General features: G+C 61.1%; 13 protein-coding genes. 8 read left to right on the top strand and 5 right to left on the bottom strand.

Annotation, left to right across the window (positions count from 1 at the left end):
• Window positions 1-83 precede the first annotated feature (83 nt).
• Window positions 84-1,025 carry a hydroxymethylglutaryl-CoA lyase gene (locus ACINK1_RS01130; RefSeq protein ID WP_395759936.1) on the bottom strand — a complete coding sequence of 314 codons (942 nt, stop codon included), beginning with the start codon at window positions 1,023-1,025 and terminating at the stop codon, window positions 84-86.
• Between the two features lie 113 nt (window positions 1,026-1,138).
• Here ACINK1_RS01130 and ACINK1_RS01125 point away from each other — a divergent pair, with 113 nt between their 5' ends.
• On the top strand, window positions 1,139-2,044 hold the full coding sequence (locus ACINK1_RS01125; protein WP_376799792.1) for a GntR family transcriptional regulator: 906 nt from the start codon (window positions 1,139-1,141) through the stop codon (window positions 2,042-2,044).
• Between the two features lie 37 nt (window positions 2,045-2,081).
• Here the strand turns inward: ACINK1_RS01125 and ACINK1_RS01120 are convergent, their stop codons facing one another.
• Both ACINK1_RS01120 and ACINK1_RS01115 read right to left on the bottom strand, forming a co-directional pair.
• Window positions 2,082-3,287 (bottom strand): MFS transporter, encoded by a 1,206-nt coding sequence (locus tag ACINK1_RS01120; RefSeq protein WP_376803058.1) that lies wholly within the window; start codon window positions 3,285-3,287, stop codon window positions 2,082-2,084.
• Window positions 3,288-3,435: 148 nt separating this feature from the next.
• Complete coding sequence (locus ACINK1_RS01115) at window positions 3,436-6,786, bottom strand: hypothetical protein (RefSeq protein ID WP_376799794.1); 3,351 nt, start codon at window positions 6,784-6,786, stop codon at window positions 3,436-3,438.
• 527 nt (window positions 6,787-7,313) lie between these two features.
• Between ACINK1_RS01115 and ACINK1_RS01110 the strand changes: the two genes are divergently transcribed.
• From ACINK1_RS01110 to ACINK1_RS01090, 5 genes are all read left to right on the top strand, one after another.
• Window positions 7,314-7,718: a MerR family transcriptional regulator gene (locus ACINK1_RS01110; protein WP_376799795.1), complete on the top strand. Its 405-nt coding sequence runs from the start codon at window positions 7,314-7,316 to the stop codon at window positions 7,716-7,718.
• A 295-nt stretch (window positions 7,719-8,013) separates the two neighbouring features.
• The gene (locus ACINK1_RS01105) at window positions 8,014-9,807 is read left to right on the top strand and encodes an acyl-CoA dehydrogenase C-terminal domain-containing protein (protein ID WP_376803893.1); all 1,794 of its coding nucleotides are present in this window, start codon (window positions 8,014-8,016) and stop codon (window positions 9,805-9,807) included.
• Between the two features lie 101 nt (window positions 9,808-9,908).
• Entirely contained in the window at window positions 9,909-11,117 is a 1,209-nt protein-coding gene (locus ACINK1_RS01100) for an acetyl-CoA C-acetyltransferase (RefSeq protein WP_376799797.1), read from the top strand.
• A gap of 1 nt (window position 11,118) precedes the next feature.
• Window positions 11,119-11,718 carry a cysteine hydrolase family protein gene (locus ACINK1_RS01095; protein ID WP_376799798.1) on the top strand — a complete coding sequence of 200 codons (600 nt, stop codon included), beginning with the start codon at window positions 11,119-11,121 and terminating at the stop codon, window positions 11,716-11,718.
• A gap of 16 nt (window positions 11,719-11,734) precedes the next feature.
• Window positions 11,735-13,951: a 3-hydroxyacyl-CoA dehydrogenase NAD-binding domain-containing protein gene (locus ACINK1_RS01090; protein ID WP_376799799.1), complete on the top strand. Its 2,217-nt coding sequence runs from the start codon at window positions 11,735-11,737 to the stop codon at window positions 13,949-13,951.
• 68 nt (window positions 13,952-14,019) lie between these two features.
• Here the strand turns inward: ACINK1_RS01090 and ACINK1_RS01085 are convergent, their stop codons facing one another.
• Complete coding sequence (locus ACINK1_RS01085; RefSeq protein ID WP_376799800.1) at window positions 14,020-14,979, bottom strand: alpha/beta hydrolase; 960 nt, start codon at window positions 14,977-14,979, stop codon at window positions 14,020-14,022.
• A 115-nt stretch (window positions 14,980-15,094) separates the two neighbouring features.
• On the opposite strand from ACINK1_RS01085, the gene ACINK1_RS01080 reads away from it, so the two are divergent.
• The gene (locus ACINK1_RS01080) at window positions 15,095-15,415 is read left to right on the top strand and encodes a hypothetical protein (RefSeq protein ID WP_376799801.1); all 321 of its coding nucleotides are present in this window, start codon (window positions 15,095-15,097) and stop codon (window positions 15,413-15,415) included.
• Here ACINK1_RS01080 and pip read toward each other — a convergent pair.
• Window positions 15,396-16,361, bottom strand: coding sequence for a prolyl aminopeptidase (gene pip, locus ACINK1_RS01075; RefSeq protein WP_376799802.1), 966 nt, complete (start codon window positions 16,359-16,361; stop codon window positions 15,396-15,398). The genes ACINK1_RS01080 and pip overlap by 20 nt on opposite strands.
• 153 nt (window positions 16,362-16,514) lie before the next feature.
• Here pip and ACINK1_RS01070 point away from each other — a divergent pair, with 153 nt between their 5' ends.
• Window positions 16,515-17,195 (top strand): response regulator, encoded by a 681-nt coding sequence (locus ACINK1_RS01070; RefSeq protein WP_395759935.1) that lies wholly within the window; start codon window positions 16,515-16,517, stop codon window positions 17,193-17,195.
• Window positions 17,196-17,216: the final 21 nt, after the last annotated feature.

The raw sequence follows: 17,216 nt of genomic DNA, 5'->3' as shown, positions 1-17,216 counted from the left end.
GCGATATCGATCCCCATCCGTACGGGGCCTCGTCACCATCTGCGGGAATTCAGTGAATGGCATGGCGGCCAGCGGCGCGAGGCTCATGCAGCGCAGCCATAGACTTTCGGTACGCCTGCTTCGCGCACATGACTGCGCAGGCGTTCATTTGGCAACGCCTTGGCGAGAATATCGGTTGCCGCATTAAGCTTGTCGATATCGATGCCGGTTCTCATCCCCATTTGTTCCAGCATGAAAACGAGATCCTCGGTCGCGACATTACCCGAGGCACCCGGAGCGAAGGGGCAGCCGCCAAGCCCGCCCGAGGCAGCATCAAACACCGTGACCCCCGCCTCAAGGCCGGCCAGGATATTCGCGAGCCCGAGCCCCATCGTGTTGTGGAAATGGAGGCGCAGCGAGATGTCCTTGCCAACGGCCCGGCGCACGGCCTTGATGCGCGCGCTGACCAGGGCCGGATCGCCATAACCGACCGTGTCAGCCAGTCCGATTTCGTCGACGCCGCTTTCCGCCAGATCGGCAGCAACCCGGCATACATCGGCTTCCGACACCCGGCCTTCGATGGAGCAGCCGAAGCTGGTGGGAATGCCGCCAGAAACCAGCACACGGCGCCCCTTCTCCTGTCTGGCCAGGCGAACGATATCGCCGACGATCCTGACCTGGTCCTCGCGGTTGCGCCGCGTATTGGCGAGGCTGTGGCTATGGCTGGCCGAGACGATGCAAAACAGCATTTCAGCGCCTGCTCCAAGTGCGCGCTCGGCTCCCCTGAGGTTGGGGGCAAGAGCGCCGACGCGCCATGGCGCAGGCAGGTTGCGGGCACCGGTGACAATGTCGGCGGCGTCGGCAAATTGCGGCATGGAGGTTGCGGGCACAAAGCTCGCAGCATCTATCTCCGGCAGACCGGTCGCGGCAAGCGCCTCGATCCAGCGCAATTTCGTCTCTGTCGGCACAAGTTCGCTAACCAATTGCAGCCCGTCGCGGGGGCCGACTTCGCAGATATCCACGTCACGTTGCTGGCTTCCGTGCATCGGGGTCAATTTTCCAAAAGCCGTAAAATCAAAATTGTGTATTTTATATTGATGAAGTACAGATAATTGAACTTTTCTGTCAATCAGTAATTCTACATCAAAGGGCGCGCGCAATGCAAAAACGAATAAAAAAATCAGCAAATCCCGCTCTGATCGGCCAGATTGTTGACATCATCCGCCGTGACGGCATCGGTTTTGGTGAACGTCTGTATGAGTCGCGCCTGGCGCAGCGTCTGGGGGTGTCGCGCCCGCCTGTCCGCCAAGCCCTTCTGGCTCTGAGTACGCAAGGTTTGACAAAATTGATACCGCACAAGGGGTTCATCCTGTGCGTACCGCTGGCGTCCCTGTCATCGCCACAGGCTCTGATCGCTGCCGATGTCGGTGAGAAGCATTACGAGGCGATCGCCCGGGATCATTTCGACGGGCAGTTTCCGGTGATTGTCAGCGAGGCGGAATTGATGCGCCGCTACCATCTCACGCGCGCGCAATTGCTGCGATTGCTTGACCGTATTGCCGCCGAGGGCTGGGTCGAGCGCGCCAAGGGGTATGGCTGGATGTTCGCGCAATCCTTGCGTGACCCGACGGGAAACGCCCAGACGGCGCGGCTGCGGCTGATCATCGAGCCGGCGGGCATTCTTGAACCGACCTTTCGCTGGAACCCCGAGCGCATGGCCATTGTCCGCGAGCATCAGGAGCGAGTTCTGAGGGATGGCATGCGCCTCTATAATTTGTCGGAAATGTTCCGCTTTGGTTGCGAATTCCACGAAGCGATTGCTGAGTGTTCAGGCAATGTGTTCCTGCTCGACACGCTGAAGCGCGTCAACCATATGCGCCGGCTCTTTGCCTATTGCCAGATGCCCGACGCACACGGGCTCGAAAGCCTCACCCGAGAGCATCTTGACATACTGGATGTTCTGGAGACTGGCGACAGGCGTGGCGCGGCGGCGCTTATGAAAGGGCATCTGCTGCGCAGCGCCGGGGCAGGCGAACTGGCAATCCAGACCCCGCCGACGGGCTGAACCGCCGGCAAATGCAGCCACGCGCGACTGGTTCAATTCACTGTTTTGCTGCGGGCGCCAGTCGAAACGAAATCCACAGCGCGATCGCCAGGACGAAGGTCATCGCAGCGACACACGCCGTCCAGCCGAAACGGTCGAAAATCTGACCGAGGACAGCGCTGCCGGCAAGCCCGCCCGAGAAATAGCTTGCGAGATAAATGCCGCTCGCAGCTCCTTTGTCGCCGTCAGCCGCGCGACTGGCAAGACCGGTGGCAGTCGCCTGCGCAAAGAAAGTCCCAACCCCGATGATGGACAACCCGAGAAGGACGGCGGCGAGATTTCCGGTGAGCAGCAATGGCTGGCCAAGAGCGGCAGCACCAAGCCCGATCAACAGCGATGCGCGCGTACCAAGTTGGGCAACCAGCTTGCCGGCGAGCGGGGTGGTGACGATTGACGGCAGAAAGACCAGATAGACAAAGCCAATCGACATCTGGCCGATGCTGAGCGGCGGGCGCACCAGCACGAAATTGACAAAGGAGAAGGTCCCGATGAACACAAACAGGATACAGAAGCCGATGAGAAAGCTCGAACGGGTGAGCGGATTGGAAAAATGCTTGCGTACGGACGCGACCGCCTGCCCCAGCGGCTCGGTGCCGGTGAGGCGCATGGCCGGATGGATGGCCAGCAGCGCAAGGCCGGCACCAAGCAGGTTAAGCCCGGCGAAAACGTAGAAGTTTGTCGCCAGCCCGAAATGATCCGCGAGGGACGCAGATAATAACCGACCGATCAGGTTGGACGCGACATTCCCCGTGATATAGGCGGCAAAGGCGCGTGGCGCTTCCTCCATGCTGAGTTCTTCGCCCAGATAGGCCAGCGTCAGGGTGAAGGCCGTTGCCATCAGCAAACCCTGCACGATGCGAAGCGTGGTAAAAATGGTGAGGTCAGGCGCATTCGCCAGCAGGAGCGTCGGGAGGGCCAGAAGCGACAGGCTGACAACGATACCGGTGCGGCGATTGAGGCGTCGGCTTAAAAGCGCGACCGCAAGGCTCGCAACCGCCATGCCGATGGTGCTGGAATTGACCGCCAGCGCCATGTCGGCCGGGCTGACGCCGTAATGGCGGGTCAGCGTTGGCAGGATGGCCTGCGTGGCGAAAAGATCGATCAGAGTCAGAAAGGCGATGATGCCGACGATAATGGCGCGCTGCAGGCCATGATTGCCACCTGACGTGGCAGCGCCAGCGCCGTTTCGAACTGACATCATCATGGCTCCACATCATGGCGCTGCCGGGCGCGGCAAACGGAGGTTTGCGATCAGCATCGCTTTGTCAGCCTGTGTCGTGCCGGGCGGTCAGACCCTCGTCAAGTGAGGAAGACTAGCCATTTAGCGGTGCGCTGATCGTGGACGCGACGTTTCAGCTGCGCTTGCTCGCCGGCGCAACGGAAATTCCCAGATTTGGCGTTGCCTGCGGCCCGCTCGCCGTCGGCGCGGCGAGGGGATTGTCTTCGAACAGCAAGGTGGGCGGTGTATCTTCGTTGGCCGCCGCCGCAATCGCCTTGGGGCGGAAATTCTGCGCAGCCAGCCGGGCATCGACCAGTGCCTGGCCATTCAGGCGGGCCGCGATCTCATCGCGTTTTTTGCTGGCTTCCTTGTCGCCGTTTTGCGCCGCGACTGTGAACCATTTGTAGGCTTCACCGAGATTTTGCTTGGCGCCGAGCCCATTGACCAGCAGCACAGCCAGATTGAACTGGCTGTCGACCAGCCCCAGCTCGGCTGCCTGCTCGAAGAGCGGGAACGCCCGCTGATAATCTGGGTTTCCCGTCGCTATACCGGCGGCATAAAGGGTGGCAAGGTTATGCATCGACTTGCGGTTGCCAAGGGCGGCACCCTTCTCATAAGCGCTGACCGCCTGGCCGATATCGCGCTTCGGGCCAAGCCCCTTCTCATAAATGTTGCCCAGCCGGTAATAGGCCGGCGCATGATCCCGCTCGGCCGCCAGCACCAGCCAGGGGATGGCTGCTTCAACATTGCGCGGGATCGAACGGCCGTCAGCCAGGCGAATGGCGACATCGAAATAAGCGCGCGGGTTCTGGGCTTCAAGCGCCTGCTTCAGGCGCTGGGATAAAACGCCCTCGGGAAGCGCAGGCAGAGTGACGCCAGCCTGTGTCGTCGCGACACGTGATGACGCCACTTCGCCGCGCTTGTCGAGACTGCTGGTTGCATCATCGTTGCGACGGGTGTTTTCGCCATTTGTCGGTTCGGATGGTGATTTGCCGATCGGCCGTTCGTCATGCGTCGGCGTGGCGATGTCGCCGCCCGACTGGCCAAGCGACCAGACGATGCGCGCCGCGCTCAACACAATGGCGACAATCGACAGGGCAACGCCGACGCGGATGACGAGGCCGCTGATTTTGCGGGGTGCCCGCTGGGCGGGCCTTGCTAGCAACGCATCACCCGATGGCGAGGGCGCGGCTGCCGCTTTGGGCGTGCCGTTTCGCCGAAGGGCTGAAATAAATGAGGAGCGCAGGCTGCTTTTGGCGCCGCCGCCTTTCTCGGTCTGTCGCTGTATGGCGACGCGGGCAGCGCGGATCGGATCGCCCGCACCAAGGCTCTCGCTCCCCGCATCGGCTTTCGCTGCTGGCAATTTGCCGGGTGCTCGCGGCATCTGCGCTTGCGGGCGTCCTGATCCTGGCTCAAGCGGCAGATCGAGTTCGCCCCGATCATCATGAGCGCGCTGAAGTTCAGCCGCACGCGCAGCCGCTTCGCGAGCGGCACTGAGGGCCGATTGATCGGTTTGAACGGGGGCTTTCGCTGCAGCCGACCGTGCGTCGACCGGGAGCGCTGGTGGTGCTGCAGGAACGGCTGCCCCCGGCTTGGCGGCGGCGCGCGTGACGGGCATCTCGGCTGGCGGAGCGTTATCGCGCATGCGCTCGTTGAGGCGGGTCAGCGCCTCGTGCATCGAGTTGAGCGTTTCGGTAACACGCCGGTCTGAGCCTTCGGCGCTGCGCCGGAATTCGCTGACATGCTTTTCCAGCGACTGGATGACATCACTTTGCGGCGGGGTGTCGCGCTGCAATTCCATCAGTTCAGTCAGGCGCTTTAGTCGGCTGTCGACGTCGCTGTACGATGTCTCGGCGGCGGGGCGTTCGCTTTGCGCCCGCTCGATTTTATCAACAAGCGCCGTCAGACGCTTTTCGATGACCGAAAAGGCCGTTGTGTCGGGCGGATGGCTTGCCAGTTCCTCAACACGCCCGCGCAGTTCGCTAATCATGCGCTGCGTGGTGTCTGATGTTCCTTTAGCCAGCAACTGCACCGCCAGCGCGTCGATGCGCCCGGCGAGCACATTGATCGCATCCGGTGTCTCGTCACGCGTCGACAGAAGTGACTGAATCTGTTCCATACGGTGGCGCAGATCATCAATGCGCTCATCCGGCAGACTGTGAAAAGCTGCCGCCTCGGCCGGTCGCTCTGAAATCTGGGCACGCAGCCCCGCGATGTCCTCGCGCAGTCGCTCGATGGTCGCGATATCCTGCCTTGGCTGCAGTCGTTCAAGCTTGTCGCCGATTGTTTTCAGATGAACGAGAACGTCGCCGGGCTGGCCAGCCCGCAACAATTCGCCCATCTCATCAAGCTGGCTTGCCATCCGTGACAGGGCCAGCGGGTCGACCTCCGCATCGCGCGCCCCGGTGATCTTGGAATCGAGCATGCGGATTTCAGCCAGCAATTGCCCAAGCTGGGGCTCGCCTGCGGAGCGCTCGAGACTGCGCCGCAATGTTTCGAAGCGCTCGGGCAGGTCATTCAGCCGACGATCGAAGGACGGCTCGTGGCGCGAAGCGGCAATCTGCGCTGCAAGGCCGCTCAGACGCTCCTGAATGTCGCGCAGCGACTCCGCGTCGACCCGCTGGGCCTGCTGATGATGAAGAAAATCAGCCTGGTCGCGGGAGGCCGCCGAATCTTCCAGTTCGCGTTGCCGGCTGGCGATCTGGCGAACGGTTTCGCTCAAACCGGCGTCAATCGACAACACCGGCTGCGATCCGCTATCCTCAAGCTGGCGGGCGATGTCGACGAGTTGCGCCTCGATCTTCGCCAGCCGACCGTCATCATGTAAGGGTGGAAGGGGAGGCGCCGGCTTGTTCAACCGCTCGCTGATGTGATCGAGCCGGGCTTCAACCGAATGAATGGCTGCCATGATGGCCGACAGGCGGGGATCATCGGCAAGGTGGCTGCCGCCCAGCGTGCGCGTCTCGCCGATAAGGTCGCGAACGGCGCGCCGCGCCTCGCGCTCTACAGCCGCCAGATCAGAATGGACGTGGTCGACTTCGCTGGCAAAGGCTTTGACGTGACGGGCGGTGACCGGACCTGCCTGATCAGCGGCCTCGAGACGGCGCTCGGCAAGCACCAGCGCGCGCTGCGCCTGCAACTCGGCACTGCTGACGCGTTCGGCAAGATCGGCCAGTCGCTTGAACATCTGCGACAACTGCACATTGTCGCGGTTGTCACGCCGTTGCGGTTGCGCAGCTTTCCTTGCCCGCTCATCGCCGCGCCCGTCAAAATGCTGCCGTTTTGAAAATTCGTGACGCTGACCGCTGAAGGCGGGGGGGCGATCACCGGCGCGCGCCGACGCGTCACTGATGACACCATTGAGCCATGCTCCCAGCGACAGCCCGGAGCGGCGCGCGATGTCCATCGCCCGCTCATAGCCTACTTCCTCGTCCTCAACGAAGCCGACAGGCCTGTCGTTGGTCCATGACTTACGCGCGGCCATATCCCGCTCCACCCGCTGGCCTGCCTTCCGGCTCTGGCCATCCAATCGGATCTGGCACAGCAGGCGCCATCCGATCTGGCGAGACCTTCAACCCATTATGGTAAATACCTGGTTAACGGGTGGCTGCCGGCGTTTCCGGGAAGAGGCTCAACGCCGGCGCTGGCCATTGACTGCGCAGTTCAGAACAGTCCGCGCTACGCGTCGCGTCTGATCACGCCATCGTATCGAGGACGGTGCCGCAAAATAAGCGAGTCATGTCACGCAAATTTTACAACAGGTGATTGGCAGGTCACTTGGACGTATGCGTAAATCACCGACGCTAAACGTTGAAAAACGAATAAAATCAAAACGTAGGTGAGGATCTTTTGGCTGGAACAATAAGATAACAGGTCACTGACTGGCCACGGTCGACCATATCCCGCTTGTTAAGCTGAAGATGGAAAGACGCCATCATGAAATTCGAGAGATAAGACGTGCCACAGAACATTCAGGTTATCGAAGAGGTCAGAACAACGTCTTTGTCCAGCTTGGAGACCACGCGTAAGGAAGACGTGTTTACCATCGGCGAGATGGCACGTGATTTCGGTATTACTTTGCGCGCCCTGCGATTTTATGAGGACCGTGGGCTTCTTCATCCCAGACGGGAGGGGTCGTCGCGATTCTATAGCGAAGCCGACAGGAAGCAGTTGACGCTCCTTCTTCTGTGCAAGCGTGTCGGCATGTCCATCATCGATATCGGTGAGATGCTGGCGCTCGACCACCAGGCGCGAAACGCCGCAGGTGGCCATAAACACCAGCTCACCATACGTGATCGTTTTTCCCGCCAGCTGACCATGCTCATCGAGCGCAGGGATGAGGTGGAAAAGGCAATTGACGAGCTGAGCGGTCACATTGCTGGCCTCGACAGCGATCTGGCGGTCAGGGGAACATAGTACTGAACCTGCGATCGGCGGGCGCACCCCAATTATTGGTGCGGTACGCACCTAGGGGTTGTCCGCACGACATCGCCCGCGATGTCGTATAAAAGCTCTCGTGGTGTGTGCGGTCAATATTGCGTCGGGCTTAGGTTCGGCGCACATTGTCATCCTTGAGAAGGCGGCGCTGCTGCACGCGCGATGCGACGTTAGAAATAGCGTCGCGGCGCGGAGCGTCGCCCCATCACGGGTATGATAATGGCAAAGTAGCCGCGCGGACTGAAATGTCGCGGCACGTCGGGAGAACTAGACCATGCCAAGCTACAAGGCGCCGGTACATGACACGCTCTTTCTGCTGAATGATGTCTTTCACTTCGAAAAATACGGCAATCTTCCAGGCTTCGAGGATGCAACCCCCGAAACCATCGAAGCGATTCTCGGCGAGGCTGCCAAACTGACGGAAGAAGTCTTCCAGCCGCTCAATCGCAGTGGCGATGTCGAGGGCTGCAAGCGCCATGCGGACGGGCGCGTCACCACGCCCAAGGGCTTCAAGGAAGCCTATGAAGCCTATGCTGCGGGCGGCTGGATTGGTCTGGCGACCGACCCCAAATATGGCGGCCAGGGCCTGCCTTATACGCTTGGCGCGATCATGAATGAATTCTCGTCGAGCGCCAACATGGCGTTGTCGATGTATCCCGGCCTCACCATGGGGGCGATTGCCGCCCTCATTGAACACGCCTCCGAAGAGCTGAAACAGATTTATGTCCCGAAAATGGTGGAAGGGCGCTGGTCAGGCACCATGAACCTGACGGAACCGCATTGCGGCACCGATCTTGGTCTGATCAAGACCAAGGCCACGCCGCAGGGCGATGGCTCCTACAAGATTTCCGGCACCAAGATTTTCATTTCCGCCGGCGAGCAGGACATCACCGAGAACATCATCCATCTTGTGCTTGCCCGCATCGATGGCGCGCCGGAAGGAACCAAGGGTATTTCGCTCTTCGTCGTTCCGAAGTTTATGGTCAACGCCGATGGGTCGCTGGGCGCCCGCAATCCGGTTGCCTGCGGGTCGATCGAGCACAAGATGGGCATTCACGGCAACGCCACCTGCGTCATGAACTATGACGGCGCGGTAGGCTGGCTGGTGGGCGAGGCCAATCGCGGCCTCAACGCCATGTTCGTCATGATGAACGAGGCGCGTCTCGGCGTTGCCATCCAGGGCCTGTCACAGTCCGAGGTCGCCTATCAGAATGCCTTGGCCTACGCCAAGGACCGTATTCAGGGGCGCTCGCTCTCGGGCGTGAAGGCCAAGGACAAGGCGGCCGATCCCATCATCGTCCACCCCGATGTCCGTCGCACGCTGATGAACATCAAGACCTTCAACGAGGCGGCGCGGGCGTTTGTTGTATGGACGGCGATCCGCGGCGATATCTCGCATCGCTCCGAGGACAAGGCCGAGAAGCAGATGGGCGATGACCATATGGGTCTGATGACGCCGGTGCTGAAGGGCTTTCTCACCGATAAGGGCTTCGAGAACGCGGTCAACGCCCAGCAGATGCTGGGTGGGCATGGCTACATCGAGGAATGGGGCATGTCGCAATATGTGCGCGATGCCCGCATCGCCATGATTTATGAAGGCGCCAACGGCGTGCAGGCGCTCGATCTCATCGGCCGCAAGCTGCCCCGCGATGGCGGGCGGGCGATCACTGCGTTCTTCAATGAAGTCAGCGCCTTCATCAAGCAGCATGAAGGCGATGCGGCAATGAAGGCTTACGTCGGCCCGCTCGCCAACAGCCTGCAGCATCTCCAGCAGGCCACCATGTGGTTTATGCAAAACGGCCTTGCCAATCCCGATAATGCCGGGGCCGGCTCGACTGACTATATGCATCTGCTTGGCCTTGTCTGTTTTGCCTATATGTGGGCGATGATGGCAAAGACGGCTCAGGAGAAGCTGGCAAACGGTGCCGGCGACAAGAGCTTTTACGAAACCAAGCTCGTCAGCGCCCAGTATTTCGCTGAACGCGTTCTGCCAGAAACGGCCGCCCATCTGGCGCGCCTGTCGACGGGAGCCAAGACCATGATGGCGCTGGCGCCTGAGGCTTTCTGATCCGGCAGTGCCGGGCGGCATTCCGCCCGGCCTGTCCATGAATTTGCTCAAATCATCACGACCATGCCGTCAAGGCACAAAAACGATTTCGGGAGCTCCATATGGCTGACGCCTTTATCTTCGATACGGTTCGCACCCCGCGCGGGCGCGGCAAGAAGGACGGCTCGCTGCACGAGGTGACGGCGCTGCAACTTGCCACCCAGTCGCTGGAAGCGCTGGCCGAGCGCAATCGCATGGACACGGCGGTGGTTGGCGATGTCATTCTCGGTTGCGTTGATCCGGTGGGTGAGGCGGGAGGCGATATTGCCCGCGCCGCCGCGCTGAATGCCGGCTACAGCACCAAGGTGCCCGGCATCCAGATCAACCGCTTCTGCGCCTCGGGGCTTGATGCGGTGAATTTCGCCGCCTCGCAGACGATCGCCGGCGCTGATGATGTGATGATCGCCGGCGGCGTTGAATCCATGTCGCGCGTTGGCCTTGGCGCCTCAGGCGCAGCGATTGCCATGGACCCTGAGATTGCCATGAAATCCTACTTCATGCCGCAGGGTGTCTCCGCTGATCTCATCGCCACCAAATATGGCTTCACCCGCGACGTGGTCGATGCCTACGCGGTAGAAAGCCACAAGCGTGCCGCCCAGTCCTGGGCTGACGGGCGCTTCACCAGATCGGTGGTGCCGGTGACCGACGTCAACGGCCTCACCATCCTAGCCCATGACGAAATCGTGCGCCCTGACACCAACATGCAGTCGCTTGCCCAGTTGAAACCCTCCTTCCAGATGATGGGCGAGATGGGCGGGTTCGACGCGGTGGCGATCCAGGCACATCCCGACGTCGAGACCGTCCGCCACGTCCATCATGCGGGCAATTCCTCGGGTATCGTCGATGGCGCGGCTGCCGTGCTTATCGGCAACAAGAAGGGCGCGAAAAAGCTCGGCATGCAGCCGCGCGCCCGTATCCGCGCCTACGCCAATATCGGTTCCGATACGGCCCTCATGCTGACAGGCCCGGTCGATGTGACGCAGAAACTTCTGAAACAGGCGCGCATGTCGATTTCCGACATTGATCTGTTCGAGGTCAACGAGGCTTTTGCCTCCGTTGTCCTGCGCTTCATGCAGGCCTTCGATGTGCCCCATGACAAGGTCAATGTGACGGGCGGGGCGATCGCCATGGGCCATCCGCTGGGAGCAACCGGTGCCATGCTGATAGGCACCGTGCTCGATGAGCTGGAACGGCGCAATCTCAACACCGCGCTCATCACCCTGTGCATCGGCGCTGGCATGGGAACGGCCACCATCATCGAACGTGTCTGAGATGACGCAATTGGACGCACGCCATGCGGCCCTGCTGGTGATTGACGTGCAGCAGGCCTTTGTCGAGATGGCTTCGGCCGGAAACGCCCGCAATAATCCGCAGGCGGAGGCAAACATTGCCGTGTTGCTCGCCGCCTGTCGCGGGGCGGGCGTGCCGGTGATCCATATCCGCCACGCCTCGCGCCATCCGCATTCACCGTTTCGTCGTGACAAGCCCGGCTTTGCCGTCCAGCCTTTTGCCGCTGAACGCACGGGCGAAGTGGTCGTAACGAAATCCGCCAACAGCGCCTTCATCGGCACTGATCTGGAGGCACGATTGCAGGCATGGGATATCGCTTCACTCATCATCACCGGTGCCACCACAAATCACTGCGTCGAGACCACAGCACGCATGGCCGGCAATCTCGGTTACGGCGCTTTTCTCGTGCGGGATGCAACCTGGACCTACGGGCGCACAGGCCCTGACGGCGAGCATCATCGCGCCGAGGATATTCATCAGATGTCGCTTGCCAATCTGGCTGGCGAATTCGCCACTATCACCACAACTGCCGCGATCATCGCGGACATACAGATTTCACAGCCGCAACAACGCGCTGGTTAAGCCGGGGAGGCACCATATGAGCATGACCAATTTCAAACTAGAGATCGATAGCGATGGCATCGCGACCGTGACCTGGGACATGCCAGGGCGCTCCATGAATGTGTGGAACGAGGACGCCATTGGCGAATTCGCCGCCATCGTTGAACGGCTGCATACGGATGACACCATCAAGGGCATGGTCATCACGTCGGGCAAGGAAACCTTCTGTGCTGGCGCCGACCTGACATTGCTCAGCACCATGAAGGCGCGTTTTGAGCGCCTCACGATCGAGCGTGGCGAAAAGCCGGCGATGAAAGCACTCTTTGAGGAAGCCTCGAAACTCGGCCAGATGTTCCGCCGCCTGGAACTTGCCAAGAAGCCGGTGGTGGCTGCCCTCAACGGCACGGCGCTGGGCGGTGGGTTCGAGCTGGCACTGGCCGCCCATGGCCGCATCGCCGCGCAGAACGACAAGACCCGGCTTGGCCTTCCCGAAGTGAAGGTTGGTCTTATTCCCGGCGCCGGCGGCACGCAGCGCATTCCCCGCCTGGTCCCGGCGCAGGATGCCCTTCAGCTTATCGTCCAGGGGCAGGAGTTGAAGCTCGACCGGGCATCAGCCATGAAGCTCGTCGACAAGGTTGTGCCGCCAGCCGATCTCATTGCTGAGGCCAAGGCCTGGATCAAGGCCAACCCGAAAGCGGCAGCGCCGTGGGATCGTGATGGCTTCAAACTTCCTGGCGGGCCGGTCTATTCGGCCGGTGGCTCCCAGGTCTGGCCGGCCGCTGCTGCCATTGCGCGCCGCGAAACCAATGGCAATTACCCGGCCGTGAAGGCGATCCTCAGCGCAGTCTATGAAGGGTTGCTCGTTCCCTTCGACACAGCGCTGCGCATCGAGGCACGCTACTTCACCTCCGTGTTGCGCTCGCCGGAAGCTGCCGCCATGATCCGTACCCTCTTCATGTCGATGGGTGAGCTGAACAAGGGAGCGCGACGCCCGCCCGGCGTGGCGCCATCGAAACTGCAGACCATTGCCGTCATCGGCGCCGGCTTCATGGGTGCCGGCATCGCCCAGGTGAGCGCGCGTGCCGGCATGATGGTCTATCTCGTCGATCGTGATGAGGCGGCCGCGCAGAAGGGCAAGGAGCATATCGTTCAGGCGCTGACCGATCAGGTCAACAAGGGCCGGATGAAAGCCGCCGAGAAGGATATGATCCTTGAGCGGGTGCGCCCGACCGCCAATTATGAAGACCTCAGAAGCGTCGATTTTGTTGTCGAGGCGGTATTTGAGAATCGTGACGTCAAAAAGGATGTCATCGAGAAGACGCTGGCTGTGATCGGCAAGGATGTCATCTTTGCGTCCAACACCTCGACGCTGCCGATCACGTCGCTGGCCGCCTATTCGAGCCGCCCGGACGATTTTGTCGGCGTGCATTTCTTCTCGCCCGTCGACCGCATGATGCTGGTTGAAGTGATCCTCGGCAAGAAGACCAATGACCGGGCGCTCGCCACCGCGATGGATTTCGTCAAGGCCATCCGCAAGACGCCGATTGTCGTCAATGATTCGCGCGGGTTCTTCGCCAATCGCTGTGTCCTCAACTATGTCCGCGAAGGCCATATCATGCTGACCGAAGGCGTGCCGGCGGCGATGGTTGAAAATCTGGCGCGCATGGCCGGCATGCCGGTTGGCCCGCTGTCACTCAACGACGAGGTGGCGCTTGATCTTGCCTGGAAGATCCTGCAGGCAACCAAGACCGATCTCGGCGTGAAGGCGGTTGATGAGCGTCAGGAAAGCCTGCTGGAAGAAATGGTGGTGAAGCGCGAGCGCTTCGGTCGCAAGAACGGCAAGGGTTTCTATGACTATCCGCAAGGCGGCAAGAAATCCCTGTGGCCGGGCATCGTCGATATCATCAAGCCGACTGATAACCCGGACAAATTCGATCGCGACGATTTGATGCGCCGCTTTCTGGTGACACAGGCGCTCGAAGCCGCGCGCTGCGTCGAGGACGGGGTCATCACCGATATGCGCGAGGCCGATGTCGGCTCGATACTCGGCTTTGGCTTCTCCCCCTTCACCGGCGGCGTTCTCACCTATATCGACCAGATGGGAACCGAAGCCTTTGTCGCACTTTGCGAGTTCTTCGCCAAGAAATACGGCAAGCGCTTCAAGCCGAACAAGCTCCTGAAAGAGATGGCGGAGAAGAACGAGACGTTCTACGGTCGCTTTGCTTCAGGCGCTGGCGCCAGACAGGCGGCTTGAAAGGCGCAGCCTCTTCTGCCTGGCGGGAGCGCGCGTCCCGTCCGGCTGGGGCTGTCATCTGCTGAACTTCACGCTGTCATGGTTGCCAGAAAATCTGTCAGCCGCGTCAGGCAGGTTTCACTCAAGGCACCATCGAACATGTGAAAGACATGGCAGCCGCCGGGATAGATGGCGATCTCGGCGCTGTTGCCGGCAGCGATCCACCGCCCGGCCATGAACATTGAATCATCAACCAGCGGGTCCTTGGTGCCCACACTGAAGAGCGCTGGCGGCAGGCCGCGCACATCGGCATACATGGGCGATACATCCGGGTGATTGAGCGCGACGCCGGCAGGAACGTAGCAGCGGGCGAAATTCACGATGTCGCGGGTGTTGAGAATGAGCTTTTCCGCTCCCCAATTGGCAGCGCTCGGCGTCATCGTCAGATCGAAACTGCCAGCCGTTAACGCCGCAGCCCGGAACGGCACCAACCCATGGCGCTCGCGCAGGCGCACCATCGTCACCACCGCCAGATGCGCGCCCGCCGATTCACCGCCAATCGCCAGCACCGTCCCGCCAAACCGCACCCCCGCCTCGCGCGTCAGCCACAAGGCGGCGGCCTCGCAATCATCCGGCCCGGCGGGATAAGGAAATTCCGGCGCCAGCTTGTAATCGACCGAGACGACGCTAAGCCCGGTTGCGTCGGCGATGCGCTCGAAGAACCAGTCATGCATGTCATTCGAGCCGAGCGTCCAGCCGCCGAAATGGAGATGCAGGAAGGCGCCGCGTGAGGGTTGCAACGGCTTGACGATCCGCAGATTGATCGGCCCGCGCGGACCTGGAATGTCGAGGCTCTCGGCACGCGGCGAGGCTGGTCTGATGGGGAAAATGCCACGCCCCTGCTTGCGTGCCTCACGGATGACGGAAGGCGGGAAGGCCCAGGGGTCGGGCCATCCGGCGAATGTATCGACGATGTGGCGGTTGAGCGCCAGCGTCTCAGCGCTGATGGCGCTGTCAGCAAAAAGGGCGGGGTCGATGGCTAGGGGCATGAATCGTCCTGCTGATGTAAGATGTGCGAGCGCTCCTGCGCGTGCCCGTGAAAATCGGGCATCAGCAGGCGATTGGCAAGGTACAACTCACGTCAACCTGACAGAGGAGATCGAGATGAGGATATGGCGCGCGATTCTGATTGCAGCAGCTCTGGTGCTGGTCGCGCTTATCATCCGCGCGGCACTCGCCGAAGATATGATCGCTGCTTTTATCCGTATCGGCGATGATCCCTGGGGGGTGGTGACCTTCAGCGATCTCTACCTTGGTTTTGCCGTTACATCGACGCTCTTCTGGATCGCTGAGCCCCGGAAGCTGCATGCGGCGGGCTTCATTCTTGCTCTCCTCATCCTTGGCAACATCGTCAGCGCCATCTGGCTTGCCTGGAAACTGCCGGCCTTGGCGCAACGTCTCGCGTCTACGGCGCGCGCGACTTGAAGGCGTCAGTTGCAGCAACGAGGCCGCGCGCAATGCCCGGTTCGCTCAGCGCGTGGCCGCCGTCACCGACAAATGTCAGATCACCATCCGGCCACGCTTTGCTCAGGTCCCAGGCATTCTTGGCTGGCGTGCACATGTCATAGCGCCCGTGCACAATCCGCCCGGGAATGCCCTTGAGCCGGTGAGCGTCGGCCAGCAGCTGGTCGTCCTGCCGCAGAAAACCGCGATTGACGAAATAGTGGTTCTCGATGCGCGCGAAGGCGAGTGCGTAGCTGTCGCTGCCGAACCGCTCCACACGCCCGGGGTCTTCCAGTAGCGACAGGGCCGAGCCCTCCCACCGGCTCCAGGCGCGGGCGGCCTCCAGCTGTGCGGTTTGATCGCTGCCCGTCAGGCGCCGATGGTAGGCGGTGATCATATCGCCACGCTCGGCAAGCGGAATGGGCGCCAGAAAGCCTTCCCATGCTTCCGGAAAAACCCAACTCGCTCCTTCCTGGTAGAACCAACGGATTTCGGCTTCACGCAGCAGGAATATCCCGCGCAATACCAGCTCGCTCACCCGTTCCGGGTGCGCCTGCGCGTAAGCGAGCGCCAATGTCGAGCCCCAGGAACCGCCAAACACCTGCCATCGCTGTATGCTCAGATGCTGTCGCAGCGCCTCGATATCGCCAACGAGCGACCAAGTCGTATTATCCTCAAGATCGGCGTAGGGTGTCGACTGTCCACAACCGCGCTGGTCGAAGAGAACCATGCGATAGGCCTGTGGATCATGCAGGCGCCGCATCAGCGGATTGACGCCCCCTCCCGGCCCGCCATGCAGCAACACGACGGGTTTGCCTGCCGGGTTGCCGCACTCTTCGAAATAAAGCGTATGGCGCGGGCTTACCTTGAGGCTTCCACGCCGGTAAGGTTCAAGATCGGGAAAGAAGGGCAGGCTTGGGGTCGACATGAGGCAATATCCCTGCTTGGTGGTTGGTTGACGCTAATTGGCTTGGACGTCTGACGCAATCTGGCGGATAGTGAAGCGATCTTGTTTTCGTGACCGCGCATTGTTTAAATGAGGCCATCGATACGCTGTGGCTTTGGGAAGGAGAGCAGCTTGATGGCTCACGCCTATTCGATCGTCATTGCTGATGATCATCCACTGTTTCGCGGCGCGTTGCGCCAGGCGCTGAGCGGGTTTGACGCGGACCTGACCATTGACGAGGCGGCGGCCTTTGAAGATGTCACCCGGCTGCTGGCCGAGCGCAGCGATGTCGATCTTGTCCTGCTTGATCTGGCGATGCCTGGCATCAAGGGTTTTTCCGGGTTGATGTATCTGCGTGCCCAATATCCGGCGGTCCCTGTCGTCGTCGTCTCCGCCAATGAAGATCACGGGGTGATGAGGCGCTGCATCGATTTTGGTGCCTCCGGCTTCATTCCCAAATCGCTTGGTGCTGACTTGATGAGGCACGCGATCCAGCACGTGCTGAATGGGGGCATCTGGCTGCCGCCGGAACTGGGGCGCGGCGCTGATAACGACCAGGAAACCGCGACCCTCATTAACCGTCTGACGACGCTGACGCCGCAACAGGTCCGTGTCCTGATGATGCTGACCGAGGGGCTTCTCAACAAGCAGATTGCTTATGAGCTGGGAGTGTCGGAGGCGACCGTCAAGTCGCATGTCTCGGCGATCCTGCAAAAGCTCGACGTCGAAAGCCGGACGCAGGCGGTGATCGCCGCCTCCAGGATTGATATCGCCGCCTGGCAGGCCGGCAACGGCACGCTGCCAGCGTTGAGCTGATACGAGGGCTGCAGGCCAGCC

Source organism: Raskinella chloraquaticus (SeqCode), from assembly GCF_021731865.1.
Classification (GTDB): domain Bacteria; phylum Pseudomonadota; class Alphaproteobacteria; order Rhizobiales; family UBA4765; genus Raskinella; species Raskinella chloraquaticus.
The sequence above is the reverse complement of the archived record's forward strand: the minus strand, read 5'-3'. Positions and strand labels throughout refer to the sequence as shown.